The organism is Brevibacterium sp. Mu109 (genome assembly GCF_900169375.1).
Taxonomy (GTDB): domain Bacteria; phylum Actinomycetota; class Actinomycetes; order Actinomycetales; family Brevibacteriaceae; genus Brevibacterium; species Brevibacterium yomogidense_A.
The window spans coordinates 47,221-70,570 of record NZ_FXZF01000014.1; the positions used below are offsets into that span (position 1 = coordinate 47,221).

Consider the following 23,350-nt stretch of genomic DNA (forward strand, 5'->3'; position numbering starts at 1 on the left):
GCTGCGTAGAGCAGGTGGTGGTCAGTCGGTCTTTCCGGTGGCCAAGTCTAACGGCGGCGGGCCTTCCCTCTCACAGCGACCGGACTATGCCTCCCGTTCGGCCGATTCGCGGTCGATGCGCCGGCCCCAGTACGCTCCGAGCGCCCACATCGAGCCGAAGATCACCGCGATGATGATCAGTGCCGGCATGATGATGCCCAGTCCGAGGATCAGGCCCTGGCCGATCCAGCCCAGGAGAATGCCGGGACGCTGCTCGAACCTCCTGCGCGGCAGCAGTGCTGCGGCTGCGATGAGGACGAGCGCGGTGAACGTCAGCAGCCCGACGAACACTCCGTACGGGACGAGGTCCGGACGCAGTCCGTACCCGGTGAGCCCCGCGAAGTAGAGCACCAGCACTTCACTCACGATCACAGTCCCGCACAGCATCGGAAGCTTCGACTTGGCCTGGACGCTCATGCGATCCCTCCTCGTCCCAGGAGGACCCGCGCCTCTGCCGCCGTGAGGAGTGAGCCCGTCACGGCGATGCCGGCACGGGCGCGTTCTCCGGCGGAGGCCTCGGCGGTGTCCGCCAGGTCCAGCGCGGTCATGAGCGCGTCCTTGACGGTGGGACGGATCATCACGTCATCCTCATCGAACCATTCCGCCGCCGCGGCCGCGAGGTCCTCGGGATCCATCGCGCGGTCGCTGAGCGTCTGTGTGACGATGACGCGGTCCGCGAAGCGATGCACGTGCTCGAGCACCCCGTGGGGGTCCTTGTCCGCGAACATCCCGAGCACTGCTGTCACGTCGGTGAGGTCGAACGCCTCGTCCATCGCCTCAGCGAGCGCACGAGCGCCATCCGGATTGTGCGCGCCATCGACGAGGATGGTCGGCTCCGCCTTGAGGACCTCGAGCCGACCGGGGCTCGTCATCGCGGCGAAGGCCTCCCCCACAGTGTCCTCTGCCAGCGGACGCTCGCCGCCGGTGAGGAAGGCCTCTGCCAGCGCGACCGCAGTCGCCGCGTTGTGCGCCTGATGCGCACCGTGCAGCGGGAGGAACAGCTCCGGGTAGTCACCCCCGATGCCGCGCAGCGACACCATCTGGCCGTCCACGGCCAAGGTGCGGTCGACCACGCCATAGCCCTGCCCCTCAGTCCACGCACGGACATCTCGGCGGGACACCTCATCTGCGAGCACCGCGAGCACGCCGTCGGCCGGCTGGTCGGCGATGATGGCGAGCGGTTCCGGTTCCGGGGAGGGATCGACGGAGCGATCGAGGATCCCCGCCTTCGTGCGGGCGATCTCCTCCGTCGTGTCGCCGAGATACGCCTGGTGGTCGAGTCCCACAGCGGTGAAGCCGCAGACCCGCGCGTCGACGACGTTCGTCGAGTCCCATTCGCCGCCCATGCCGACCTCGAGCACCATCACGTCGACCGGAGCATCCGCGAACACGGCAAGTGCGAGCACCGTGAGTGCTTCGAAGAAGGTCAGACCCGGCCGCCTCTCGTCCGCGAGAGCCGCGTCGATCATCTGCAGGTACGGTTCGATCTCGTCGTAGACGCGGGCGAACGCCGCAGCGCTGACGTCGTCTCCGTCGACGCCGATCCGTTCCGTCACGCGGTTGAGGTGCGGGCTCGTGAAGCGGCCCACGCGCAGGTTGTGCGCACTCAGCAGCGTGTCGACCATCCGGACCGTCGACGTCTTCCCGTTCGTCCCCGTCACCATGATCGCCGGTGCCGCGGTGTGGATGTCACCGAGCAGCTCGCACGCCCGTCGGGTCGCATCGAGGCGCAGTTCGACCTGGGTCTCCCCTGCCCGCGCCAGCAGTGCTGAGTACACGCGGGCGAGGGCTGCGGTGTCCTCCGCGGTCTCGACCGGTGCCTCGAGGGCCTCCTCACCGGATGCACCGGCTGCACCTGCGAGGTCATCGCCGGACCCGTCTGCGAGATCGTCTTCGGTGTCGGCCCAGAATGCGGAGCCCGTCGCAGCCTCGGCGTCGTCGTCCTCCGGCAGGATCGGTGCGAGTTCGTCGTCGTGGCCGGTCATGCCCGCACCACGCGCACGGAGACGCCCTCACCCAGTTCACGGACGGTCGTCGCGTCGGCCGCCGCGGCGTCCGACCCGGCGACGTCCAGAGCTTCGGCGAGCACTTCGCCGGCCACGAGGTCTCGGTGGGCCGTAAGTGCCGTCGCGACGGCCTCGGGAGCGTACAGGGTGACCCGGATGCGATCCGAGACGTGCAGGGCCAGCTGCTTGCGCACGCCCTGGATGGCACGGATCGCATCGCGGGCCGTGCCTTCGGCCTCGAGTTCGTCGGTCAGCGCGGTGTCCAGGGCGATGAAGCCGCCCTCCACCGGCGCGAGCGCCAGGGACTCCGACGCGGACTCCGCGTGCTCCTCGAGCGCGTACTCGCCCTCGACGAGTGCGATGCCGCCCGAGGTGACGACTCCGTCCTCGACCGACCAGTCTCCCGTCTTCGAACCGCGGATCGCCTGCTGCACGTCCTTGCCCAGGCGGGGTCCTGCTGCCCGGGCGTTCACGCTGAGCCTGCGTTCGAACGAGAACCCGGCATCGCGCGCCTCAGAGGTGCCGAGCACACGCACGGACTTGACGTTGAGCTCATCCGCGATGATCGACGTGAACTCCTCGCCCATCTCGAGGTCCGTGACGAGGACCAGGTCCGACAGCGGCAGGCGCACGCGGAGGTTGCGCGCCTTGCGCAGCGCGGAGCCTGCCGAGCACACGGCGCGGGTGAAGTCCATCGCGTCGACGAGGTCCCGGTCCGCGGGGAACGCCTGGGCGTCCGGGTAGTCCGCGAGGTGGACCGAACGGCCGCCGGTGAGGCTCTTCCAGATCTCCTCCGTCGCGAACGGCAGGAGCGGGGCGATCGCGCGCAGCAGCGCCTCGAAGCTCGTGGCGAAGACGTCGAAGGTCGGGTGCGTCTCCTCCGTGCCGTCCCAGAAGCGTCGGCGGGAACGGCGGACGTACCAGTTCGTCAGCATGTCGAGGTGGCTGTTCGCCAGTCCGCATGCCGCCCAGATGTCATACGCATCCATCGCGGACTGGAACTCGTCCAGGAACTCCCGGGTCTTCGCGACGAGGTAGCGGTCGAGCACCTGGTCCGACTGCAGGGAGTCCTGCGCCTCGTATCCGGAGGCGGGCCCTGCCGGACCGTCCGCCGTGTTCGCGTACGTGGCGAAGAACTGCCATGAGTTCCACAGCGGCAGCAGCACCTGACGCACGCCGTCACGGATGCCCTGCTCCGTCACGACGAGGTTGCCGCCGCGCAGGATGGAGCTGGACATGAGGAACCAGCGCATCGCGTCGGACCCGTCGCGGTCGAATACCTCGCTGACGTCCGGGTAGTTGCGCAGGCTCTTCGACATCTTCTGGCCGTCGGAGCCCAGGACGATCCCGTGGCAGATCACATCGCGGAACGCCGGCTTCTCGAAGAGCGCCGCCGCCAGGATGTGCAGCGTGTAGAACCAGCCGCGCGTCTGTCCGATGTACTCGACGATGAAGTCCGCCGGGTAGTGGTTCTCGAACCACTCGGCGTTCTCGAACGGGTAGTGCACCTGGCCGTACGGCATCGAGCCGGAATCGAACCACACGTCGAGGACGTCCTCGACGCGGCGCATCGTCGACTTCCCCGTCGGATCGTCGGGGTTCGGACGGGTGAGGTCGTCGACATAGGGGCGGTGGAGGTTCGGCTCGCCGTTCTCGTCCACGGGCAGACGTCCGAAGTCGCGCTCGATCTCTGCGAACGAGCCGTAGACGTCGAGGCGCGGGTACTCCGGATCATCCGACCGCCACACCGGGACCGGGGATCCCCAGAAGCGGTTGCGGGTGATCGACCAGTCGCGGGCATTCTCCAGCCATGTGCCGAACTGCCCGTGCTTGACGTTGTCCGGGACCCAGGTGATCTCCTCGTTCGTCGCGAGCATCGTCTCCTTGATCGCGGTGACGGACACGAACCAGGAGGACACCGCGCGGTAGATCAGAGGATTCCGGCAGCGCCAGCAGTGGGGGTACGAGTGGTCGTACGTCTCGTGGCGCAGGAGCAGCGCGGAGCGGCCCTCCATCGGACCCGTGTGGTTCTTGAGGTCGCGGACGATGTCGCGGTTCGCGTCGAATACCTGCTGACCGCGGTAGTCCGGCACCTGGTGGTCGAAGCGTCCCGCGTCGTCCACGGGGCGCACAGCGGTGATGCCGTACTCGTCGGTGAGGAGCTTGTCCTCCTCACCGAAGGCCGGCGACTGGTGGACGATGCCCGTGCCGTCGTCCGTCGTGACGAAGTCGGCCGACAGGATCGTGTGCATCCGCTCGCCGTACTCGGACTGCTTGCCCTCGAAGTACGGGAAGGGCGGCTCGTAGGTGCGCCCCACGAGGTCGGCGCCCGTGTACTCGCGGACGATCTCCGGCTCCTCCCCCAGCTCGCGGGAGTGCGCGGCGAGGAGGGCGCGGGCGAGCACGAACGTCTTCCCGGCGAACTCCTCCGGGGCATCCGCACCGGCCTTCACGGCGACGTAGTCGGTGCCCGGGTGCACGGCGACCGCCTGGTTGCTGGGCACGGTCCACGGGGTCGTCGTCCAGATGAGGACCCACTCGTCATTGCCGTCCGCGTCCGGTTCGCTCAGCTTGTAGCCGATCGTGACCGCCGGATCCTGTCGCATCTTGTAGACGTCGTCGTCCATGCGCAGCTCGTGGTTGGACAGCGGGGTCTCATCGGACCAGCAGTACGGGAGGACGCGGTAGCCCTCGTAGATGAGGCCCTTGTCGAAGAGGGTCTTGAAGACCCACAGGACGGATTCCATGAATGTGGGGTTGAGGGTCTTGTAGTCGTTCTCGAAGTCGACCCAGCGACCCATCCGGTTGACGTAGTCCTGCCACTCATCGGTGTACTTGAGGACCGAGGCGCGCGCGGCCTCGTTGAAGGTGCCGACCCCCATCTCGAGGATCTCGTCCTTCGTCTTGAGTCCCAGCTGCTTCATCGCCTCGAGCTCCGCGGGCAGTCCGTGGGTGTCCCAGCCGAAGCGGCGCTCGACCCTCTTGCCGCGCATCGTCTGGTAGCGGGGCACGACGTCCTTCACGTAGCTGGTGAGGAGGTGGCCGTAGTGCGGCAGGCCGTTCGCGAACGGGGGTCCATCGTAGAAGACGAACTCATTCTCACCGGCTGTTCCCGCATCACGCGACTCGACGCTCGCCCGGAACGTGTCGTCGGTGTCCCAGAAGTCCAGGATGCGCTGTTCGAGCGAGGGGAATGAGGGTGAGGCCGACAGGCCGAAGGCTGATCCCGGCTTGGGATAGATGTTTTCGCTCATGAGCGTCCTTTGGTGAGCGGGGCCGCGCACCCGGTGGCACCCGTCCCCTGTTTACGGTTCTTCCCGTGCGAGGACGACTGCACGCGCACGCGCTGCCGCGGTACCACCCCGCTTATCCGCTTCCGCGTCCCCGCGGGGACGTGCGAGCGGATCGCTCATTCGGCTGTGACGGGCCGTCCCGTCCGGGTCTACTGGGCGGCGCCCTGGGCGTCTGCCGTTCTTCCGGATGCTCCCCGGTGATGGCCGGATCGATGCACAGGCGAGTCTAGCGCACGGGCAGGCTCCCGTGCACGGTGCGGGAGGCTTCCGACCGAGCCTGGACCTGAGACGACGATCCAGCACAGAAGACGAGGGTCCGGCGTGCTGTAGTGACGTCTCGATGTGATGCATTGTCGACTCGTGGCGACAGCTCGAGCTTCTGGGAGTGTCGCTCTGCGTCTGAGACAGGGGCTCGACCTTCTGTGTGAGTGGCTCTCGCGGCCATCTGACTGTGGATTCGAGGATGCAGATGCGCACATCTTCCCGTGGAGATGCACTCCCCTGTCCACAGGCGCCGCGGCTGTCCCCGCATCGGTCGCTGGCTCCATACTGTCTCCGCATGCCACCGCACGCGAACGAGCACACGATCATCTGGGTGCCGGTCCTGGTTACCCAGAGGAACAGCGCCGCATTCGGGCTGCCGCGCTCAGCAGCGATGACGCGCCCCACCCGGGCACCCATCATTCCCGGCGTCCACCCTCACCCGTGGGATGTCGAGCCGGTCGCAATCCCTGGCTGGGCCGACGAACGGTGGTCTGACATCCGTCTGAGAGCGGAGGCGCTGCAGCTGTCACGGCCGGATGCCGTCGTCTCACATTCATCGGCCGCGATCCTGCACGGATGGCCCCTGCCGAACAGGCTCCGCACCACCGACATCCACGTGACGAGCCCTCGAACGCAGGTACGCCGCCGCGGATTCCGAGGCCATGTCGCCGGTCGACTGGAGGTCCTCGACCACTGCCGAATCTCAGTCGCGGGCCACTACGACACTCTGCGGCAGCTCGCCGGGATGATGAGCGCCCGTGAACTCATCGACGTGCTCGACACCATGTGCGGCTCGTGGCACGGCCCGGCGCTCACCACTCCTGACAAGCTCCGAACCGCCGCAGCCACATGGCCGCGCTTCCGCGGACGAACCGCGCTGGAGTATGCATTGCGACTGGTGCGCGCTGGAGTCGGATCGCCTCAGGAAACCGCACTGAGGCTCTCAATCGTCGACGCCGGGCTTCCCGAGCCCGCAGTGACCTCACCGGTCACCCTCGCCGGACGAACATACCGCCCAGACCTGTCGTACCCGCATCTGCGGATCGCCATCGAGTACGAAGGCGCACACCACCTCACGCACAGGAGACAGTGGACAAGCGACATCACCCGCGAGCGCGATTTCAACGACCACGGATGGGTCTATATCCGTGTCACCGCAGACACCGACCGGGGCGCGTTCCTCATGTATCTGCGGCAGAGGCTCGCTGAGCGCGGAGGCGCAGGTTCGGGCATCTGAACCGCCGCAGCTTGACACTGACGCGTCCACATACCGCCAGGCAGGGCAGCTCAACGGCAACGCAGCGCGCTCACATGGCACCTAAGCACTCAACCGGCGACCCAGCACATTGAACCGTCACTGGTGCACATCATTCAGCCTGATCGTGTGCACCAGTGACGTCTCAGTATGCTCAGCGGTTCTCGGTCCCAGTCTCAGACGTACTCACTGGCCGTCTCACAGCCCCTTGTTGCGTGCGACCTTGTGCTGGGCCGCCTGCGCGATGGGGCGGATGACCATGAGGTCGACGTTGAAGTGGTGGGGCCGGGTGAGCGTCCACACCACTGCCTCGGCGCAGTCCTCGGCGGTCAGCGGCTTCTCGACGCCCGCGTACACCTTGTCCGCCGCGTCCTGGGACCCCAGGCGCTTACGGGAGAATTCCTCCGTCGCGACCATGCCCGGCGCGATCTCGATGACGCGGACGGGACGCCCCGCGAGCTCGAGCCGCAGGGTCGCCGCGACGGAATGCGCGCCGTGCTTCGAGGCGACGTATCCGCCACCGCCCTCATAGGCGATGTGGCCCGCGGTCGACGACATGACGACGATGTCGCCGCGGCCCGATTCCTCCAGCGCGGGGAGCAGTGCCTTCACACAGCGCACGACGCCCAGGACGTTGAGGTCGAACATCTCCGCCCAGCCTTCGACGGATGCGTCTTCCACCTGGTCCTGCCCGTACGCGGCCCCGGCATTCGCGACGAGTGAGTTCACCGGACCGCCCGCCAGCACCTTCTCAGCCATCTGGGCGACCGATTCGTCACTCGTCATGTCCGCAACGACGACCTCGCAGCCCGTCTCCTGTGCCAGCTGGGCGAGCGCATCCTCCCGGCGGGCGACGGCGACGACATCCCAGCCCTGGTCCCTCAGCTGGCGGACGGTCTCCCTGCCCATCCCCGAACTCGCTCCCGTGACGACGGCTCGCAGTGCACTCATGTGTGTCTCCTCTTCGCAGAAAGGTCTGTCCGCACGCACCTCGACGGCGCGGCAGCGGGCTCCTCATCCAGTCTAGTGAACCCGCTCACGCACGCATGTGCTTCAGCACGCACCGCTCACGCAGGCGCTGGCTCAGAGCCCGGACGGTCGAGGTGATCTGTGTCGCCTGCGTCGGCCGCCTCGGGTGAGGGGACCTCGGGCACGGTATCCACGGCCTGCCCTGGATCATCAACCCCAGGACCGCCCTGCCCAGGACCACCCAGCCCAGGACCGCCCTGCCCTGCAGTGTGCGCCGGCGGAACGGCCGCGACACCGGTCGGGACCTCGCCGAAGGCGATCCGCACGACGGGCGTCCGCAGCGCCACCTTGGTGACGATCGCGCAGATGAGCGCGTAGACCAAGGGCAGGAGCAGGCCGTGCAGAAGGACCGCACCGACCGAGTCCGCCACCCCGATCACATCGCGCAGCGAGTACACGAGGAGCGGATGGAGGAGGAACACCCCGAACGAGTACGGGAAGAGTCGGCGCAGGCCCAGGTAGCTGCGTGAGTCATCCGAGAAGAACCGGTGGAGGATGAGGTAGCCGGTGAGGCTCATGACCACGACGGTCGGCGCCATGTACTCGTAGACGATCACCCACGGCTGGTCCCCGGGGCCGAAGCCCGCCCACAGCGCGGTGAAGGCGATCGAGCCGACGAAGCCCACCCACGCCCACACCAGCTTCGCGCCGCGGACCAGATGGTCGCGCATGATCCAGCCCAGCAGGTAGTAGCCCATGAGGGGGAGGAACCTCGTCGCGATGTTCGGCTCCCCCACCCCCGCGAGCACCGCGGAGAAGTGGTCGACCATGCCGATGCCCAGCAGGACGAGCGCTGTGCCCCACTGGGCCCGCCGCGACCCGTGCACCGTCAGCTGCCGCATGAATGGGGTCAGCAGCGTGAGCAGGGCCAGCACGTAGAGGAAGTAGAGCTGGACGAACGGCGAACCGGTGAGGATCGCGGTCAGGGGGTCCCACCCCGTCTCGCGACCGGACATCGCGAACAGGCGGTAGGGGACGTAGACGGCGGTCCACACGACCAGCGGGACTCCGATGCGCCAGAAGCGCTTGGAGAGGAAGTCCCTCGGCCGGCCGCCCTTCGTCGGATCCAGGGCGAGGGCCCCGGCGATCATGAGGAAGACGGGGACGGACCAGCGGCTCGCGGAGTCGATGACGTTCGCGACCCACCACGGCGCGGTGCCGTGGTCGGTGAATCGCAGTCCCACGGTGTCCGCGATGGCGTGGATGGCGACGACCGCGAGGATCGCCAAGGACCGGGTGGGGTTCATCCACTGGGTGGACCGCGGAGGCGGTCCGGTCTCATCCACACGGTCGATCAGCGCCATGGGCACAATCATGGCAGGGAGGCGGGGCGGAACTCATCCTGCCCCGTCCAGGAGGCCGATCACCATATGGAACAATCGCACGCATGACGACTTCCGACAGCACACATGACTCGGTGCGCCTTCCGGACAAGCCGGCCCTCGAGGGCCTCAGGGACAAGTGGGACGCGGCATGGGGTGAGAGCGGCGTCTACGCGTTCGACCCGGACACCACCCGCGAGGACGTCTACTCGATCGACACGCCCCCGCCCACCGCCTCGGGCTCGCTCCACGTGGGACACGTGTTCTCCTACACGCAGACCGACGTGATCGCCCGCTACCAGCGGATGCTGGGGAAGAACGTCTTCTACCCCCTGGGATGGGACGACAACGGCCTGCCCACCGAGCGCCGCGTGCAGAACTACTACGGCGTCACGTGCGACCCCACGCTCCCCTACGACGCGGACTTCGAGCCGCCCGCGAAGGCGCCGCGCAGCGCCCGGGACTACGTGAAGGTCTCGCGTCAGAACTTCATCGAGCTGTGCCTCACACTGTCCGCTGAGGACGAAGCGGTCTTCGAGCATCTGTTCCGCTCCGTGGGCCTGTCGGTCGACTGGAAGTACACGTACAGGACGATCGAGGACACCGCCCGCGCCGTGTCGCAGCGCGCGTTCCTCGCGGACCTCGCCACCGGCAACGCCTACTCGCAGGATGCGCCCACGATGTGGGACGTGACGTTCGGCACGGCGGTCGCGCAGGCTGAGCTGGAGGATCGCGAGAAGGACGGCGCCTATCACAAGGTGGCCTTCTACCCGAGCGCCGCAGACGGCACCGCCGACACCGCGAAGGATCCGGTCGTCATCGTCACGTCGCGTCCCGAGCTCATCCCCGCCGTGGTGGCGCTCGTCGCGCATCCGGACGATGAGCGCTACCAGCCCCTCTTCGGGAGGACAGTCGTGTCGCCGCTGTTCGGCGTCGAGGTCGAGGTCCGCTCGCACCAGCTGGCGAAGGCCGACAAGGGCACGGGCATCGCGATGGTCTGCACGTTCGGCGACCTCACCGACGTCACCTGGTGGCGCGAGCTCAACCTTCCGACCCGCGCGGTCGTCACGCGCGACGGGCGCCTGCAGCGCGAGACGCCCGAGTGGATCGCGGAATCCGCGAAGGCGGACGCCGCCGAGGCCTACCAGAGGATCGCGGGCACCACCACCTTCACAGCCCGCAAGGAGATCGCGCAGCTGCTCGCCGAATCCGGCGACCTCCTCGAGGCCCCGGAGGCCATCACGCACCCGGTGCCCTTCTACGAGAAGGGCGACAAGCCGCTCGAGGTCGTCGCCTCCCGCCAGTGGTACATCCGCAACGGCGGCCGGTCCGCTGAGCTGCGGGACGACCTCATCGCCCGCGGCCGCGAGCTCGAGTGGTATCCGAGCTACATGCGATCGCGCTACGAGAACTGGGTCGACGGGCTGAACGGCGACTGGCTGGTCTCCCGTCAGCGCCACTTCGGCGTGGCCATCCCGCTGTGGTACCGGCTCGATGCCGACGGCACACCCGACTACGACGCCCCGATCGTTCCCGACGGCGCACAGCTGCCGGTCGATCCGCTCGCGTCCGCACCGAACGGGTTCAGCGAGGACCAGCGCGATGTGGCGGGCGGCTTCACCGCCGACCCGGACGTCCTCGACACCTGGGCGACCTCGTCGCTCACCCCGCAGCTGGTGAGCGGATGGTCGCGCGACGAGGAGCTGTTCGCGAACGTGTTCCCGATGGACCTGCGACCGCAGGGCCACGACATCATCCGCACCTGGCTCTTCTCGACGGTCGTCCGCGCGAACTCCATCAACGACTCCGTGCCGTGGCGCCGCACCGCACTCTCCGGATGGATCCTCGATCCGGACCGGAAGAAGATGTCGAAGTCGAAGGGCAATGTCGTCGTCCCCAGCGACATCCTCGCGGAGCAGAAGCCCGGCTTCGGCCCCGACGCGGTCCGCTACTGGGCGGCCAGCGCCAAGTTCGGCGCGGACACCGCCTATGACACCCAGCAGATGCAGATCGGCCGCCGCCTGTCGATGAAGCTGCTGAATGCGTCGAAGTTCGCACTCGCGCAGGGCGTGCACGCGGACCTCATCGGCCGCGAGGACCTCATCACCCACGAGCTCGACCGGTCCGTGTCCGCGGCGCTGCGCACTGTCGTCGCCGACGCGGGCCGTCACATGGAGGCGTACGACAACGCGCAGGCTCTGCGCATCGTCGAGTCCTTCTTCTGGGACTTCACGGATGACTACGTCGAGCTCGTGAAGGACCGCTCCTACGGGGCGCAGGGCGAGGAAGCGCAGCTCTCTGCGCACGCGACGCTCGCGACCTCGCTCGACACGCTCCTGCGGCTCTTCGCACCGTTCCTCCCGTTCGTGACGGAGGAGGTCTGGTCGTGGTGGCGCGAGGGGTCCATCCACCGCGCGCCGTGGCCGACCGCCGAGCCCGCGCAGGTCCCCACAGACATGCTCGGCAAGGTGGCCTCCGCGCTGTCCAAGCTCCGCCAGACGAAGACGGAGGCGAAGGTGTCGCAGAAGACCCGCATCACCAGCGCGGTCCTCCATGCCCCCACCGACGTCCTCACCGCCGTCGCAGCGGCACGCGGCGACCTGCTGGCTGCCAGCCGCGTCGACGACCTGGACGTGCGGACGAGCTCCGTCACCGCGGCTGAGGTCCCGGCCGGCGCCGAAGGTGCCGACGTCGAGGCGTCCGTCACCGTCTCGGACGTCGTCTTCGCGGAGTCACCTGCCTGAGCTCAGCCGTGACGGGCCCGGACCTCGCGGAGCTCGAACCGCGCGGGTTGGTGCTGATCTGCACCATTCCTCGCCGCGTCCCCACGACGCGAGCGCACTACTGTGGGGCGGGGAACCCCACGCGGATGCCCCGCCCCACAGTCGTTCGTCCGCATGCGCGGACGCAGGAAGAACAGGTGAGTCATGAGGTCAGAGCTCTTCAACAAGCGCAATGCGGAGATCCAGTCGACGGAGCGGTGGACGATGCAGTCGCAGAAGATGCTGCGCACGATCGTCACACCGCAGTCGCCCATCATCGCCACCAAGGGGGCGATGGTCGCCTATCAGGGCAACGTCCAGTTCAAGCACCAGGGATCCGGCTCCGTGGGGAACTTCCTCAAGAAGCAGGTGACCGGCGAAGACACCCCGATGATGCGTGCTGAAGGTGCCGGAGAGGTCTTCTTCGCCCGCAACGCCGCGAACATCTTCATGATGCAGCTCGAGGGACCCGACGATGCCCTGAGCGTGAACTCCGCGTCCCTGCTCGCGTATGACCCGACGCTCACCGAAGACATCCGCCGGGTCAAGGGACTCGGCTCACTGGCCTCCGGTGCCGGACTCTTCAACGTCGTCCTGTCCGGCCAGGGCATGGCCGCTCTCGCCTGCCAGGGAGACCCGCTGGTCCTCGACTGCTCGCAGCAGCCCACCTATGTCGATCCGCAGGCGGCTGTGTGCTGGTCCGCCAACCTGTCGCCGGACATCCACACCGATGTGTCGATCGGATCGTTCGTGGGCCGTGGCTCGGGAGAATCCGTCCAGATGAAGTTCCACGGCCCCGGCTTCGTCGTCGTGCAGCCGTCGGAGATGTGAGGCTGCCCCTCACTCGCCCGCCTCGCCTCCTGCGATCTCCATGCCTTACATGACTGAGGGGCTCTCCTCGTGCGAGGAGAGCCCCTCAGTCATGGGAGGTCACAACTGGCAGATCGTGAGCAGCAGCTGGCGGATGGGGAGTGGCAGGTGTCAGGAAGCGGGGATCTCGAAGTCCGCCTCGAACGGATCGATCAGCTCGTCAGAGCCGATCACCTCAGCACCTGCACGGGTGTAGCTCATCTGATAGGAGTCGGCGCGTTCGTCGGCCAGGAACGCGATCCAGCCGGTGTGCTCTCCCCCGTCCCGCCGGGACACGTCTTCGAAGACCGGATAGTCGGCTGCCTCGAGCTCATCCTCGACCATCCGCGTCTTGTTGTTCCAGAAGTCCGCGCCGTCGTCCCATGAGATCTCGAAGTCGCCCATCGACACGAGACCGCCGTACTCGTCACCAGGACTCACCGACACCTCGAGCAGAACGACCTCTCCGCCGTCCGCGATCAGATCCGCCTGCTCCTCGGACGGGAAGTCCCGCACCGCCGAGAGCACCTCGATCGAGTCGCCCATGTCCGGATCCTCCAGCGTCTCTCCGATCTCCACCTGGGTCTCCTCCCCGGCCGCTCCCCCAGACTCGCCGGAGTCGGCCCCCTCGGAAGAATCATCGGCGCCCTCGCCGGCGTCGCCTTCCGCGCTGTCCTCCGAACCGGCTTCGTCGTCCGAACCGTCTTCGTCGTCCGAGCCCTCGCTCTCGACCGGCGCAGCCGCCCGCTCGTCCACGGCTGCGTCGTCAGCCGCAGCTCCACCCCCACCGCACCCACTGGCGGTCAGGGCGATGCCGAATGCGGCGGCTGCGGCGAGTGCTGGTCGGATGGACTTCCTGCGGGTGATCGTCTTCATGGTGTCCTCACAGAGCTTCAGGTATGAGCGGGCGGTATCGCGCTGAAGGAGGAGAAACTCCCTGAGCGATGCCCTTAGGATACCATCGAGCCTATTCACCCGTACGGTTCCTGAATGACCGCCCGTGTGACAGCTCTGGCACACGAGAACCCGGATGGACACAGACTCCGGAAACGCAGGAAGGTCCACCGCCGCAGCGGTGGACCTTCAAGAGTGAGCCTTCAGAGTCGAGGCTGGCGCACGGAAACCGTGCTCGGCGGCTCAGGCGCTCTTGCGCCGGGCCTGACCGCGCCCCGGCTTCGACGCGTCCTTCGGGATGAGCGTCGGAGCGACGTTGTCCTCGACCACGTCCTTCGTCACGAGGACGCGATCCACATCGTCGCGGGACGGGATGTCGAACATCACCGGCTGGAGGACTTCCTCCATGATCGAGCGCAGGCCACGGGCACCAGTCCCCCGCAGCAGCGCGAGGTCGGCGATCGCTTCGAGCGCCTCCTGCTCGAACTCGAGTTCGACGCCGTCGAACTCGAACATGCGCTGGTACTGCTTCATGAGGGCGTTCTTGGGCTCCGTGAGGATCTCCATGAGGGCCGCACGATCCAGGTTGCCGACCGCGGCGATGACGGGGAGGCGACCGATGAACTCCGGGATGAGTCCGAACTTGTGGAGGTCCTCCGGGAGCAGTTCCTGGTAGATGTCCGCATCGTCATCATCGGCCGACTGCAGCAGCGCGCCGAATCCGATGCCGTGCTTGCCCCTGCGCGACGAGATGATCTCGTCGAGGCCTGCGAACGCACCCGCCACGATGAAGAGCACGTTGGTCGTGTCGATCGTGAGGAACTCCTGGTGCGGATGCTTCCGTCCGCCCTGCGGCGGCACCGCGGCCTCTGTGCCCTCGAGGATCTTCAGCAGCGCCTGCTGGACGCCCTCACCGGACACGTCGCGCGTGATGGAGGGGTTCTCCGACTTCCGCGCGACCTTGTCGATCTCATCGATGTAGATGATGCCGCGCTGCGCGCGCTCGATGTCGAAGTCCGCCGCCTGGATGAGCTTCAGCAGGATGTTCTCCACGTCCTCGCCCACATAGCCCGCCTCCGTCAGCGCCGTGGCGTCGGCCACCGCGAACGGGACGTCGAGCTTCCGAGCGAGCGTCTGCGCGAGGTACGTCTTGCCGGAGCCGGTGGGCCCGACCATGAGGATGTTCGACTTCGCGATCTCCACATCGTCGTCCCGCTGCGCCTCCGTCTGCGTCCGCAGGCGCTTGTAGTGGTTGTAGACGGCGACCGCGAGGGCGCGCTTCGCAGGATCCTGTCCGACGACGTACTCACCCAGGAAGTCGTAGATCTCCCGCGGCTTCGGAAGTGTCGTCTCCTCGACTTCCTCTGCGGCGGAGCTCAGCTCCTCCTCGATGATCTCGTTGCACAGACCGATGCATTCGTCGCAGATGTAGACGCCCGGACCCGCAATGAGCTTCCGGACCTGCTTCTGCGACTTCCCGCAGAAATTGCATTTGAGGAGATCAGCTCCCTCTGCACTGCGCGCCACTGTCACCGCCTTCCACGGGGTGCGCCGCGTGCAAGCGGAGCCCCCGGTCATGTGTCTCCCCACAGCATCCCATACCGCACGGACACGGCGGCCCAAGACCGGTCAGGCGTGTCACGCCCGACCCTGTCCTGGACCGCCGTCCGGAGCGCGGTATGCGCGATGTCACGCGGGGCGCGCCACCTTGCGCGACGTGAGGACCTGGTCGACGAGACCGTAGTCCTTCGCCTGCTCCGCCGTGAGGAACAGGTCGCGCTCGATGTCGGTCGAGACCTGCTCCGGCGTCTTGTTCGAGTGATCCGACAGCGTCTGCTCGAGCCACTGGCGCATGCGCAGCACCTCGTTCGCCTGGATCTCGATGTCGGAGGCCTGGCCCTGGCCCTGCCCCTGCATCGCCGGCTGGTGGATGAGCACCCGCGCGTTCGGCAGGGCCAGACGCTTGCCCGGTGCACCGGCGGCCAGCAGCACCGCGGCGGCGGACGCCGCCTGGCCCAGGCAGACCGTCTGGATCTCCGGCTTCACGTACTGCATCGTGTCGTAGATCGCCGTGAGCGCGGTGAACGAGCCGCCGGGCGAGTTGATGTAGAGCGTGATGTCCCGATCCGGATCCTGCGATTCGAGGACGAGCAGCTGGGCCATCACGTCGTCGGCGCTCGTGTCATCGACCTGGACGCCCAGGAAGATCACGCGGTCGTCGAACAGCTTCGTGTAGGGATCCTGGCGCTTGAAGCCGTACGGCGTCCGCTCTTCGAACTGCGGCATGACGTAGCGGGACGAGGGCATCTGTCCGGCAGAGCTCCACGGTGTCTGGTTCATCATGTGTCCTTCAGTGTTCCCTTCGCTGCCGTGAGTCATTTGCTCGCAGGATTCGTGACGTCCTTGGCGCTCTGGACGACTCCGTCGATGAAGCCGTAGTCCAGGGCCTCGCTCGCCGTGAACCAGTTGTCGCGGTCGTTGTCCTCGAGGATCTTCTCGAGGGACTGGCCGGTCTGCTCAGCCGTCAGCTCCGCCATCTGGCGCTTCATGTGGAGGATGAGCTCCGCCTGGATCTTGATGTCCGTGGCGGTGCCGCCGATCCCGCCCAGGGGCTGGTGCATGAGGATGCGCGTGTGCGGGGTCGCGAAGCGCTTGCCCTTCGCGCCGGAGGACAGCAGGAACTGCCCCATCGACGCGGCCATGCCCATCGCGACGGTGCCCACGTCGGGCTGCACGTACTGCATGGTGTCGTAGATCGCCATCCCCGCCGTGACGGAGCCGCCCGGCGAGTTGATGTAGAGGAAGATGTCCTTCTCCGGGTCCTCCGCCGCCAGCAGCATCAGCTGGGCGCAGATGACGTTCGCGTTGTCGTCGCGGACGTCTGATCCCAGCCAGATGATCCGCTCGCGCAGCAACCGGTTGTAGATGTGGTCGTCGAGGCCCAGACCGCCCTGTGTGTCGGCCATGACGGGGCTCGCCGAGGAGTTGCCTCCAGTGCTCACGTCTCACTCCTGTCGTCGGTGTCGGTATGTCTCGAAGCGTAACCCGCGCCTCCCCCCGATTAGTCCTCCGGACACCCTGTGTTCGCCCTCAGCGTGAACACCTCCGGATCGCGGCGCCGCTTCGTCGATGGATGGGCCCGGTGAATGGGTAGAGCCCCCGGACACAGTCCGGGGGCTCTGGGCGTCTGCGCGGTCAGGGACCGGTGACGAGCGCTCCGCTGGGGAGCGTGCGCGTCACTCCTTGTCGGCGGACTCCTCTGCAGTCTCTGCGGAATCCGCGGCAGAGGCGTCGGTCGCCTCCGACTCGACGGTCTCCTCGGTGCCTGCGGCTTCTTCCGCTGCGGCCTCTTCCTCCGCCGCGGCCTCGGCAGCTGCGCCGCCGGGGGTCGTGAAGGCTGTCATGTCGAGGACGTTGCCCTCGGAATCCTTCACGACGGCCTTCGCCAGCGCTTCGGCGAGGCCCTTGCGACGTGCGACGTCGCCCATGAGCGCCTGGACCTGGCCCTGCTGATCGAGCATCTGCGCGAACTGGTTCGGGTCCATGCCGTACTGCTGCGAGGCGTTGATGATGTACTCGATGAGCTCCGGCTGGGAGACCTCGATCTCCTCGGCCCGGACCACGGCGTCGAGCACGAACTGGACGCGCAGGTTGCGAGTCGTCTCCTCCGTGACCTCGGCGCGGTGGACGTCGTCCTCGAGGCGGCTCTCGCCCTCGAGGTGGCGGTGCACCTCGGCCTCGACGACGTTCGACGGGACCGGCGGGTCGATGCGCTCGAGGAGGGCCTCGAGGACCTTGTCGCGCGCCTCGACGCCCTGGTCGAACTCCTTCTTCTCCGCGGCCTGCTTCTTGAGGTCCTCGCGGAGCTCCTCGACCGTGTCGAACTCGGAGGCCAGCTGTGCGAACTCGTCGTCGACCTCGGGCAGCTCGCGGACCTTGACGTTCTTGACGCTCAGCGTGACGACACCGGTCTCGCCGGCGCGCTCACCGCCGGCCATCGTCGTCTCGAAGGTGGTCTCCTCGCCCTCCGACAGTCCGTCGAGCGCCTCGTCCATGCCTTCCAGCATGGTGCCTGAGCCCACCTGGTAGGAGATGTCCGCTGCCTGGTCGATCTCCTCGTCGTCGATCTTCGCGACGAGATCGAGCGTGACGAAGTCATCCTTCGCCGCCGGACGATCGACCGTGACGAGCGTGCCGAAGCGCTCGCGCAGCTCGTCGAGCTGCGCGGCGACGTCTTCGTCGGTCACCTCGATGTCGTCGACCTCGACCTCGATCGAGTCGAAGGCGGGCAGTTCGATCGTCGGGGCCACGTCGACCTCGATCGTGACCTTCAGGTCACCCTCGTCCTTGCCGTCCAGTCCGGGGATGTCGGTGACCTCGACCTCGGGCTGACCCAGCGGAGTGAGGTCGTTCTCTGCGAGCGCCTCCTGGTAGAAGCCGTCCAGGCTGTTGTTGACGGCTTCCTGGATGACGGCCGGGCGGCCGACGCGCTGATCGATGATGCGCGCGGGGGCCTTTCCACGGCGGAACCCGGGGATGTTCACCTGCTTGGCGAGTTCCCGGTAGGCCTCGTCGACGCTCGGCTTGAGCTCGGCGAACGGCGCGTCGATGCTGAGCTTGACCCGGGTGGGGTCGATGGTCTCGACGGAGCTCTTCACAGTTTCCCTCTCGTTGTCTGCTGCGGAGTGCGGGGCGGCGGCCGAGCCGTGCAGCAGACTGCGGAGCGGACGGACGCGTACCGGTATCATCTGCGATCGGGCAGGGCCGACCGCACATCCTGCGCAATAGTACTCACCGATCCGACCGATTGCAGAATCAGGGGGCGAGCGCACCGTACCGACCGGCGGACGCCCGCTAGGCTGAATCGGACCCCGTGCCTCTGCGAAAGCTCCAGACGATGCCCCGTTTCCTGCTTGTGGCCCCGCTCGTGCACACGTCGGCGCACGACCCGATCGACGAGCGGACCTCCGCTCAGGTCTCCAGCCTGCTGTCGATCGGCCATGGTGCCTCGGACGCAGGCTCCGACGCCGACACGATGCGGATGCGGTCGCGCCTGTCCTACACACCGCAGTACCTGACTCAGCGCTGGTACGACATCGTTCCGCCCAGCGACGGGGAGGCCGGTGCCGTCTCCGCTGAGAGCGCGCCTCACCTGACCTCCCGCCTGGTCTCCCCCACCCCGGACGACTCCACCCGCGGGTCCGACGTCCGGATCGAGCGGGCAGCGATCGCCGTCTCCCGCACGACCACGGTACTGGTGGTCGACGCGTACATCGGCGAGTCGTGGGACGCCGCAGAGGCGGTGGAGTCGGACTCGCACATCTACGACAGCATCGACCGTCTGGAGAAGGCGCTCTCGGAGTGCGCGGAGGAGCTGGTCCGCGACATCCGCGCGGGCCTGACGTCGATCCCCGGAGCCCCCGCCACGTCCGCGATCTGGGTTGCGCGGTACCTCCGGGTCTCGCAGTCCGACTCGCTGCCCGAGGGCTGGCTGGGCGGCGACACGGAACCTGTGCCGATCGGCTCACCGCCCGATTCCGCAGCACTCCAGATCGGCTGGGGCAACGGCGTGCTGCGCGGGGTCGAGGACCTGGGACCGCTCGAGTGGGACGAGATGGTCCGCGGCCTCGTCGACGCGCAGACGATCTGGTCGGAGCTCGCTATGCTGTCCGACGTGTCCGGCCACACGCTCAACGAGCTGTACGGGCCCGATGATCGGGACTCGAAGAGACGGCGGCGCAGGCTCATGGGTCAGGTGGAGAACTTCGCCGGTGCGCTGGCGACGCATCAGCTCGCCTACGACGACCTCACTCTGACGATCCAGGGCATCCGTCGCCGGACGGCAGTCGCCACCCTCGAGTCGTGGGAGTACGCGGACGCGCTGGGGCGCGTCGACAGACGGCTCTCAGACGCGCTCGTCGTGGCGAACACGATGCGCAGCGTGAATGAGCGGAAGTACCAGGAGCTGGTCCAGGGGGTGCTCTACGGCCTCGCGGTCCTGACGGTCCTCGACGTCTCGCTCGCTCTCATCGGCACCGCCTTCTCCGGCAGCGATGAGGAGCCCGGCCAGGATTCTCCGCTGAGGATCCTCGAGGCGATCCGCCTCACCAATCAGGACTCACTCATCGTCGCCGCACTTGTCATCGCCGTCGCTGCCGCGGCCGCCTACTTGATCGGACGAAGGACATGACACCGCATACCTCATCCTCCGCCATCCGCCGCGTGCTCACCGCCGTGCTGGACAGCTCACTGCCGGACGCGTGGGCCGCCGGCGCAGCACGGGTCGAGTCCGAGCGTCAGAGCATTGACCGTCTGCTGACGTCGAATCCCGTTCCCCGGATCTACGGCTTCACGACCCTCCTTGGCCATCTGGATGACCACCGGGCGTCAGCTGACGACCAGTGGACGCTGCTCGACGCGCACCTCGTCGGCACACCCATGCCGCAGACGCCCGCGTTCGGACGGCTCCTGGCCGCCTGCAAGATCGAGCAGACCTCCCACGGCGGATCGGGGATGTCTCCTGCCGCGTTCGACGCTCTCCGCGACCGTGCGGTCGACGCCCAGTCCGACATCTCAGGTGCCTGGACCGCGTCCTACGGTGCAGGAGACGTCGTCCCGGGCGCGTGGCTGGCGCGCGATCTGGTCGCTCGCCGCGCGCGAAGGCAGTTCGCCGCGGGTGATGTCATCGCACTCATCAACGGCCACCACATCTCCACGGCCATCGCACTCCTCGCCGCGGCACGGGCGACGCACGAGCTGGCGGCCGTGAGCGCCGAAACGGCGATCCTCACGGCGGCCTCCGACCCCTCCGAGGCCGACGGCGCCTCGCACTCCGACGACGCCTCCCGCGCACTCATCACGATCGCGCGGGCCGCAGCCGGGGAGCGAGCCGGTGAGCGGGATCCGACCGCCCAGGCGCCCATCTCCCAGCGCGATGCGCGCCCCCTCCTCGAGGCGGCTCTCGCACCGCTGCGGCAGACAGTAGCCGGCGTCGAGGCACGGCTGTCCAAGCCCAGCGCCAATCCCCTCTTCACCGGTCAGCCGCTGCGGGCGCACAGCCAATCGGGATTCCTCGACCTCACGCTCACCCACACCCTCACCGCGCTGCAGCAGTCGCTGCACCTGGCTGCCGGACTGTGGCAGCGCTTCATCGTCCTCACCACCGCGAGCGCGCCGTCCGATGATCCTGCCCGCGCACTCGTGCAGCCGGCGAAGGTAGCCCAGGCCGTCGTCGAGCGGATGGCGACGACCGCGGTGCTCCCGTCGAGGTTCACGGGCACGGACTCCGAGGGCGTCGAGGACGTGCGCGACCTGTCCCTCCACACAGCCCTGCGCGTCCTGGAGCTGGTCGACATGTGCGCGGAGATCCGGTCACTCGCCTCACGCGTGCCCGGGCTCGAAGCCGAGCCTCCGCAGCCGTTCGCCGGGGCCTTCGTGGAGGCTGCGTGGGGTCCGCACGCGGACCCGCGGATCACCGACAGCTTCGCCCGGGAGGCGTCGCTACTGGTCAGCCTCCAGTCGGCCCGAGCCCACGAGTCGACCTGAGTCCATCAGCCCGATCTGCGGGTCGAACAGGTTCATGATCCGCAGGGCCGCCGCCCCGTCCTCGGCGGTCGAGCCCGCGCAGCCGTCCGTGAGGACCTGGACGTGCGCGCCGGCGTCCGCCGCAGCCAGTGCGGTCGTGATGACGCAGCAGTCGGTCGAGACGCCGGCCAGGACGAGGTGGGGCGCCTCCCCCACCACGGCGCGCAGGCCCTCTCCCCACTTCCCGAAGGTCGGCTCGTCAATGGTCGGACGGTCCGTGAGCTTTCGGGCGCGCGGGACGAGGTCGTAGAGCGGGTCCGAAGCGGGCCTGTCCGCGAAGGTCCACTGCGCGAAGTAGCCGGCCCACGAGGTGGGCAGTCCCTCCGGCGTCGAGCGGGCTGCAGTGGGCAGCCAGCGAGTCAGTAGGACGTGCTCGCCGAACGCGGGGGCGACGCGTTCGATGACAGTCATCGCGTCGTCGAACTCCGGCGATGCCCACTGCGAGGAAGGGTCCGCGAAGATCACCTGCGGGTCGACCACGACCAGCCAGGGGGCCTCGGCGACAGGGCCCTGGGGCACCGACTCACTCATGCCGCGGCACCTTCCTGGCGGCGGATCCGGCCGCGGCGCAGGAGGAGGGCGACGACGAAGGACAGGGCGAGCGAGACGATGACGCCCAGGTTCGCGTACGCCCAGGCGCCGTCCCGGCCGCCCAGCGGGCCCAGCAGGTAGCCCTGCCAGTTGTTCCAGGCGGCGTCGTCGGCGAACCCGTTGACGACCAACCCCCAGCCCACGAACGAGGCGACGACCATGATGGAGACGGAGATCCAGTCCGTCGAGCGGTAGCGGCCGGCCGGATCGAAGAGGGCCGCCTCGTCATACGGAAGCCTGCGGGTCAGCACGTCCGCGATGAGGATGCCGGCCCACGAGGCCAGCGGCACGCCCAGCGTGATGAGGAACGACTGGAACGGTCCGATGAAGGACTGCGCGAAGAACACGACCCAGATCGTGGCGACGGTGAGGATCACTCCGTCGATCGCGGCGGCGAGCGGACGGGGGATGTCGATCCCGAGGCTCAGCAGGGTCAGTCCGGACGAGTAGATGCCGAGCACCGCGCCGGACACCAGCGAGAGGACGGCGGTGAGGAGGAACGGCACGAGCGCCCACAGCGGGAGGATCGAGGCGAGCGCACCGACGGGGTCGTCCCCCACTGCGGCGCGGAGGCCGTCGTCCGAGCCCGCGAGCAGGAGGCCGAAGACGACGAGGATCGCGGGTGCCGCGGATCCGCCGATCGTGTTCCACACGACGATCTTCCCGTCCGAGGTGTGCCGACGCTGGTAGCGCGACCAGTCCGCGGCGATGTTGATCCAGCCCAGCCCGAACCCGGTCATCACCATCACCAGCGCGCCGATCACCTGCTGGGTGGAACCGGACGGGTGCGCGAGCACGGCGCCCAGGTCGATGTGAGGGACCGTGAGGATCATGAAGCCGATCGTCATCGCGCCGGTGAGCCACGTGAGCACCGACTGCAGCCGGATGATCGTGTGATAGCCCAGGACGGACGCCAGCACGATGAGTGCTGCGATGACGAGCGTGGCGGCGATGAGGACGCCGGTCCCCGACGGGAGGCCCAGGGCGGAGAAGACGGTGGCCGTGGCGAGCACGGCGGAGATCGCGAGCATCGTCTCCCACCCGATGGAGGTGAGCCACGAGGCGATGCCGGGCAGCTTCTGTCCGTGGACGCCGAACGCCGCACGTGAGAGCACCATCGTCGGTGCGCTGCCCCGCTTCCCCGCGATCGCGATAAGGCCGCAGAGCCCGAAGGACACGACGATGCCGATGAGCGCGACGACCGTGGCCTGGACGAACGAGATGCCGAAGTCCAGGATCCAGGAGCCGTAGCTCATGCCGAAGACGGACACGTTCGCGGCGAACCACGGCCAGAACAGGTGGTGGGGCTTCGCGGTGCGCTCGGACTCCGCGATGATCTCGATCCCCGCGCGCTCGATGAGTGCCGGTGCGGCGGCTGCCGGTGATGCGCGAACGGCGGTGGCGGGGGGGGGGGCGGGGGTCGCGGGTGGGGGGGGGGGGGTCGCGGGTGGGGGGGGGGGGG

The 23,350-nt window shown here is 68.0% G+C and carries 17 protein-coding genes; 5 read left to right on the plus strand and 12 right to left on the minus strand.

Features of this window, described 5'->3' with window-relative positions:
- Window positions 1–84: 84 nt before the first annotated feature.
- The 3 genes from BSP109_RS09960 to ileS are packed head-to-tail and all read right to left on the minus strand — an operon-like array spanning window position 85 to window position 5,299.
- Window positions 85–456, minus strand: coding sequence for a DUF4233 domain-containing protein (locus BSP109_RS09960; RefSeq protein ID WP_101600360.1), 372 nt, complete (start codon window positions 454–456; stop codon window positions 85–87).
- Entirely contained in the window at window positions 453–2,024 is a 1,572-nt protein-coding gene (locus BSP109_RS09965; protein ID WP_257944645.1) for a folylpolyglutamate synthase/dihydrofolate synthase family protein, read from the minus strand. Before BSP109_RS09965 ends, BSP109_RS09960 begins: the two co-directional genes overlap by 4 nt.
- Window positions 2,021–5,299, minus strand: a complete 3,279-nt coding sequence (gene ileS, locus BSP109_RS09970) for an isoleucine--tRNA ligase (protein ID WP_101600362.1) — start codon at window positions 5,297–5,299, stop codon at window positions 2,021–2,023. Before ileS ends, BSP109_RS09965 begins: the two co-directional genes overlap by 4 nt.
- A 598-nt stretch (window positions 5,300–5,897) precedes the next feature.
- Between ileS and BSP109_RS09975 the strand changes: the two genes are divergently transcribed.
- On the plus strand, window positions 5,898–6,839 hold the full coding sequence (locus BSP109_RS09975) for a hypothetical protein (protein ID WP_101600364.1): 942 nt from the start codon (window positions 5,898–5,900) through the stop codon (window positions 6,837–6,839).
- A 216-nt stretch (window positions 6,840–7,055) separates the two neighbouring features.
- Here the strand turns inward: BSP109_RS09975 and BSP109_RS09980 are convergent, their stop codons facing one another.
- Entirely contained in the window at window positions 7,056–7,808 is a 753-nt protein-coding gene (locus BSP109_RS09980; protein ID WP_101600365.1) for an SDR family oxidoreductase, read from the minus strand.
- A 116-nt stretch (window positions 7,809–7,924) separates the two neighbouring features.
- Window positions 7,925–9,190, minus strand: coding sequence for an acyltransferase (locus tag BSP109_RS09985; protein ID WP_257944646.1), 1,266 nt, complete (start codon window positions 9,188–9,190; stop codon window positions 7,925–7,927).
- A gap of 83 nt (window positions 9,191–9,273) precedes the next feature.
- Here BSP109_RS09985 and valS point away from each other — a divergent pair, with 83 nt between their 5' ends.
- Together valS and BSP109_RS09995 are read left to right on the plus strand one after the other, a co-directional pair.
- Entirely contained in the window at window positions 9,274–11,952 is a 2,679-nt protein-coding gene (gene valS / locus BSP109_RS09990) for a valine--tRNA ligase (protein WP_101600367.1), read from the plus strand.
- Between the two features lie 183 nt (window positions 11,953–12,135).
- On the plus strand, window positions 12,136–12,801 hold the full coding sequence (locus BSP109_RS09995) for an AIM24 family protein (protein WP_087006028.1): 666 nt from the start codon (window positions 12,136–12,138) through the stop codon (window positions 12,799–12,801).
- 150 nt (window positions 12,802–12,951) lie between these two features.
- Here the strand turns inward: BSP109_RS09995 and BSP109_RS10000 are convergent, their stop codons facing one another.
- The 5 genes from BSP109_RS10000 to tig form a co-directional block, all read right to left on the minus strand.
- Window positions 12,952–13,695, minus strand: coding sequence for a transcriptional regulator (locus BSP109_RS10000; RefSeq protein WP_101600368.1), 744 nt, complete (start codon window positions 13,693–13,695; stop codon window positions 12,952–12,954).
- A 261-nt stretch (window positions 13,696–13,956) separates the two neighbouring features.
- Entirely contained in the window at window positions 13,957–15,240 is a 1,284-nt protein-coding gene (clpX, locus tag BSP109_RS10005) for an ATP-dependent Clp protease ATP-binding subunit ClpX (RefSeq protein ID WP_087006247.1), read from the minus strand.
- A 162-nt stretch (window positions 15,241–15,402) separates the two neighbouring features.
- On the minus strand, window positions 15,403–16,053 hold the full coding sequence (locus BSP109_RS10010; RefSeq protein WP_087006244.1) for an ATP-dependent Clp protease proteolytic subunit: 651 nt from the start codon (window positions 16,051–16,053) through the stop codon (window positions 15,403–15,405).
- Window positions 16,054–16,088: 35 nt separating this feature from the next.
- Entirely contained in the window at window positions 16,089–16,679 is a 591-nt protein-coding gene (locus BSP109_RS10015; RefSeq protein ID WP_087006241.1) for an ATP-dependent Clp protease proteolytic subunit, read from the minus strand.
- A gap of 270 nt (window positions 16,680–16,949) precedes the next feature.
- Window positions 16,950–18,371 carry a trigger factor gene (gene tig, locus BSP109_RS10020; protein ID WP_087006022.1) on the minus strand — a complete coding sequence of 474 codons (1,422 nt, stop codon included), beginning with the start codon at window positions 18,369–18,371 and terminating at the stop codon, window positions 16,950–16,952.
- Between the two features lie 239 nt (window positions 18,372–18,610).
- Here tig and BSP109_RS10025 point away from each other — a divergent pair, with 239 nt between their 5' ends.
- Both BSP109_RS10025 and BSP109_RS10030 read left to right on the plus strand, forming a co-directional pair.
- Window positions 18,611–19,903, plus strand: a complete 1,293-nt coding sequence (locus tag BSP109_RS10025) for a hypothetical protein (RefSeq protein WP_146001121.1) — start codon at window positions 18,611–18,613, stop codon at window positions 19,901–19,903.
- The gene (locus BSP109_RS10030; protein ID WP_101600372.1) at window positions 19,900–21,258 is read left to right on the plus strand and encodes an aromatic amino acid lyase; all 1,359 of its coding nucleotides are present in this window, start codon (window positions 19,900–19,902) and stop codon (window positions 21,256–21,258) included. Before BSP109_RS10025 ends, BSP109_RS10030 begins: the two co-directional genes overlap by 4 nt.
- Here BSP109_RS10030 and BSP109_RS10035 read toward each other — a convergent pair.
- Window positions 21,214–21,828 carry a cysteine hydrolase family protein gene (locus BSP109_RS10035; RefSeq protein ID WP_101600374.1) on the minus strand — a complete coding sequence of 205 codons (615 nt, stop codon included), beginning with the start codon at window positions 21,826–21,828 and terminating at the stop codon, window positions 21,214–21,216. The genes BSP109_RS10030 and BSP109_RS10035 overlap by 45 nt on opposite strands.
- Window positions 21,825–23,246 carry a cytosine permease gene (locus BSP109_RS10040; RefSeq protein ID WP_101600418.1) on the minus strand — a complete coding sequence of 474 codons (1,422 nt, stop codon included), beginning with the start codon at window positions 23,244–23,246 and terminating at the stop codon, window positions 21,825–21,827. The genes BSP109_RS10035 and BSP109_RS10040 overlap by 4 nt, the downstream gene beginning before the upstream one ends.
- Between the last annotated feature and the right edge of the window lie 104 nt (window positions 23,247–23,350).

What these genes read in the sequence shown, in the direction of transcription:
- BSP109_RS09960 (WP_101600360.1), bottom strand. Translation starts at nt 456, where the DNA reads ATGAGCGTCCAGGCCAAGTCGAAGCTTCCGATGCTGTGCGGGACTGTG.
- BSP109_RS09965 (WP_257944645.1), bottom strand. Translation starts at nt 2,024, where the DNA reads ATGACCGGCCACGACGACGAACTCGCACCGATCCTGCCGGAGGACGAC.
- ileS (WP_101600362.1), bottom strand. Translation starts at nt 5,299, where the DNA reads ATGAGCGAAAACATCTATCCCAAGCCGGGATCAGCCTTCGGCCTGTCG.
- BSP109_RS09975 (WP_101600364.1), top strand. Translation starts at nt 5,898, where the DNA reads ATGCCACCGCACGCGAACGAGCACACGATCATCTGGGTGCCGGTCCTG.
- BSP109_RS09980 (WP_101600365.1), bottom strand. Translation starts at nt 7,808, where the DNA reads ATGAGTGCACTGCGAGCCGTCGTCACGGGAGCGAGTTCGGGGATGGGC.
- BSP109_RS09985 (WP_257944646.1), bottom strand. Translation starts at nt 9,190, where the DNA reads ATGGCGCTGATCGACCGTGTGGATGAGACCGGACCGCCTCCGCGGTCC.
- valS (WP_101600367.1), top strand. Translation starts at nt 9,274, where the DNA reads ATGACGACTTCCGACAGCACACATGACTCGGTGCGCCTTCCGGACAAG.
- BSP109_RS09995 (WP_087006028.1), top strand. Translation starts at nt 12,136, where the DNA reads ATGAGGTCAGAGCTCTTCAACAAGCGCAATGCGGAGATCCAGTCGACG.
- BSP109_RS10000 (WP_101600368.1), bottom strand. Translation starts at nt 13,695, where the DNA reads ATGAAGACGATCACCCGCAGGAAGTCCATCCGACCAGCACTCGCCGCA.
- BSP109_RS10010 (WP_087006244.1), bottom strand. Translation starts at nt 16,053, where the DNA reads ATGAACCAGACACCGTGGAGCTCTGCCGGACAGATGCCCTCGTCCCGC.
- BSP109_RS10015 (WP_087006241.1), bottom strand. Translation starts at nt 16,679, where the DNA reads ATGGCCGACACACAGGGCGGTCTGGGCCTCGACGACCACATCTACAAC.
- BSP109_RS10025 (WP_146001121.1), top strand. Translation starts at nt 18,611, where the DNA reads ATGCCCCGTTTCCTGCTTGTGGCCCCGCTCGTGCACACGTCGGCGCAC.
- BSP109_RS10030 (WP_101600372.1), top strand. Translation starts at nt 19,900, where the DNA reads ATGACACCGCATACCTCATCCTCCGCCATCCGCCGCGTGCTCACCGCC.
- BSP109_RS10035 (WP_101600374.1), bottom strand. Translation starts at nt 21,828, where the DNA reads ATGAGTGAGTCGGTGCCCCAGGGCCCTGTCGCCGAGGCCCCCTGGCTG.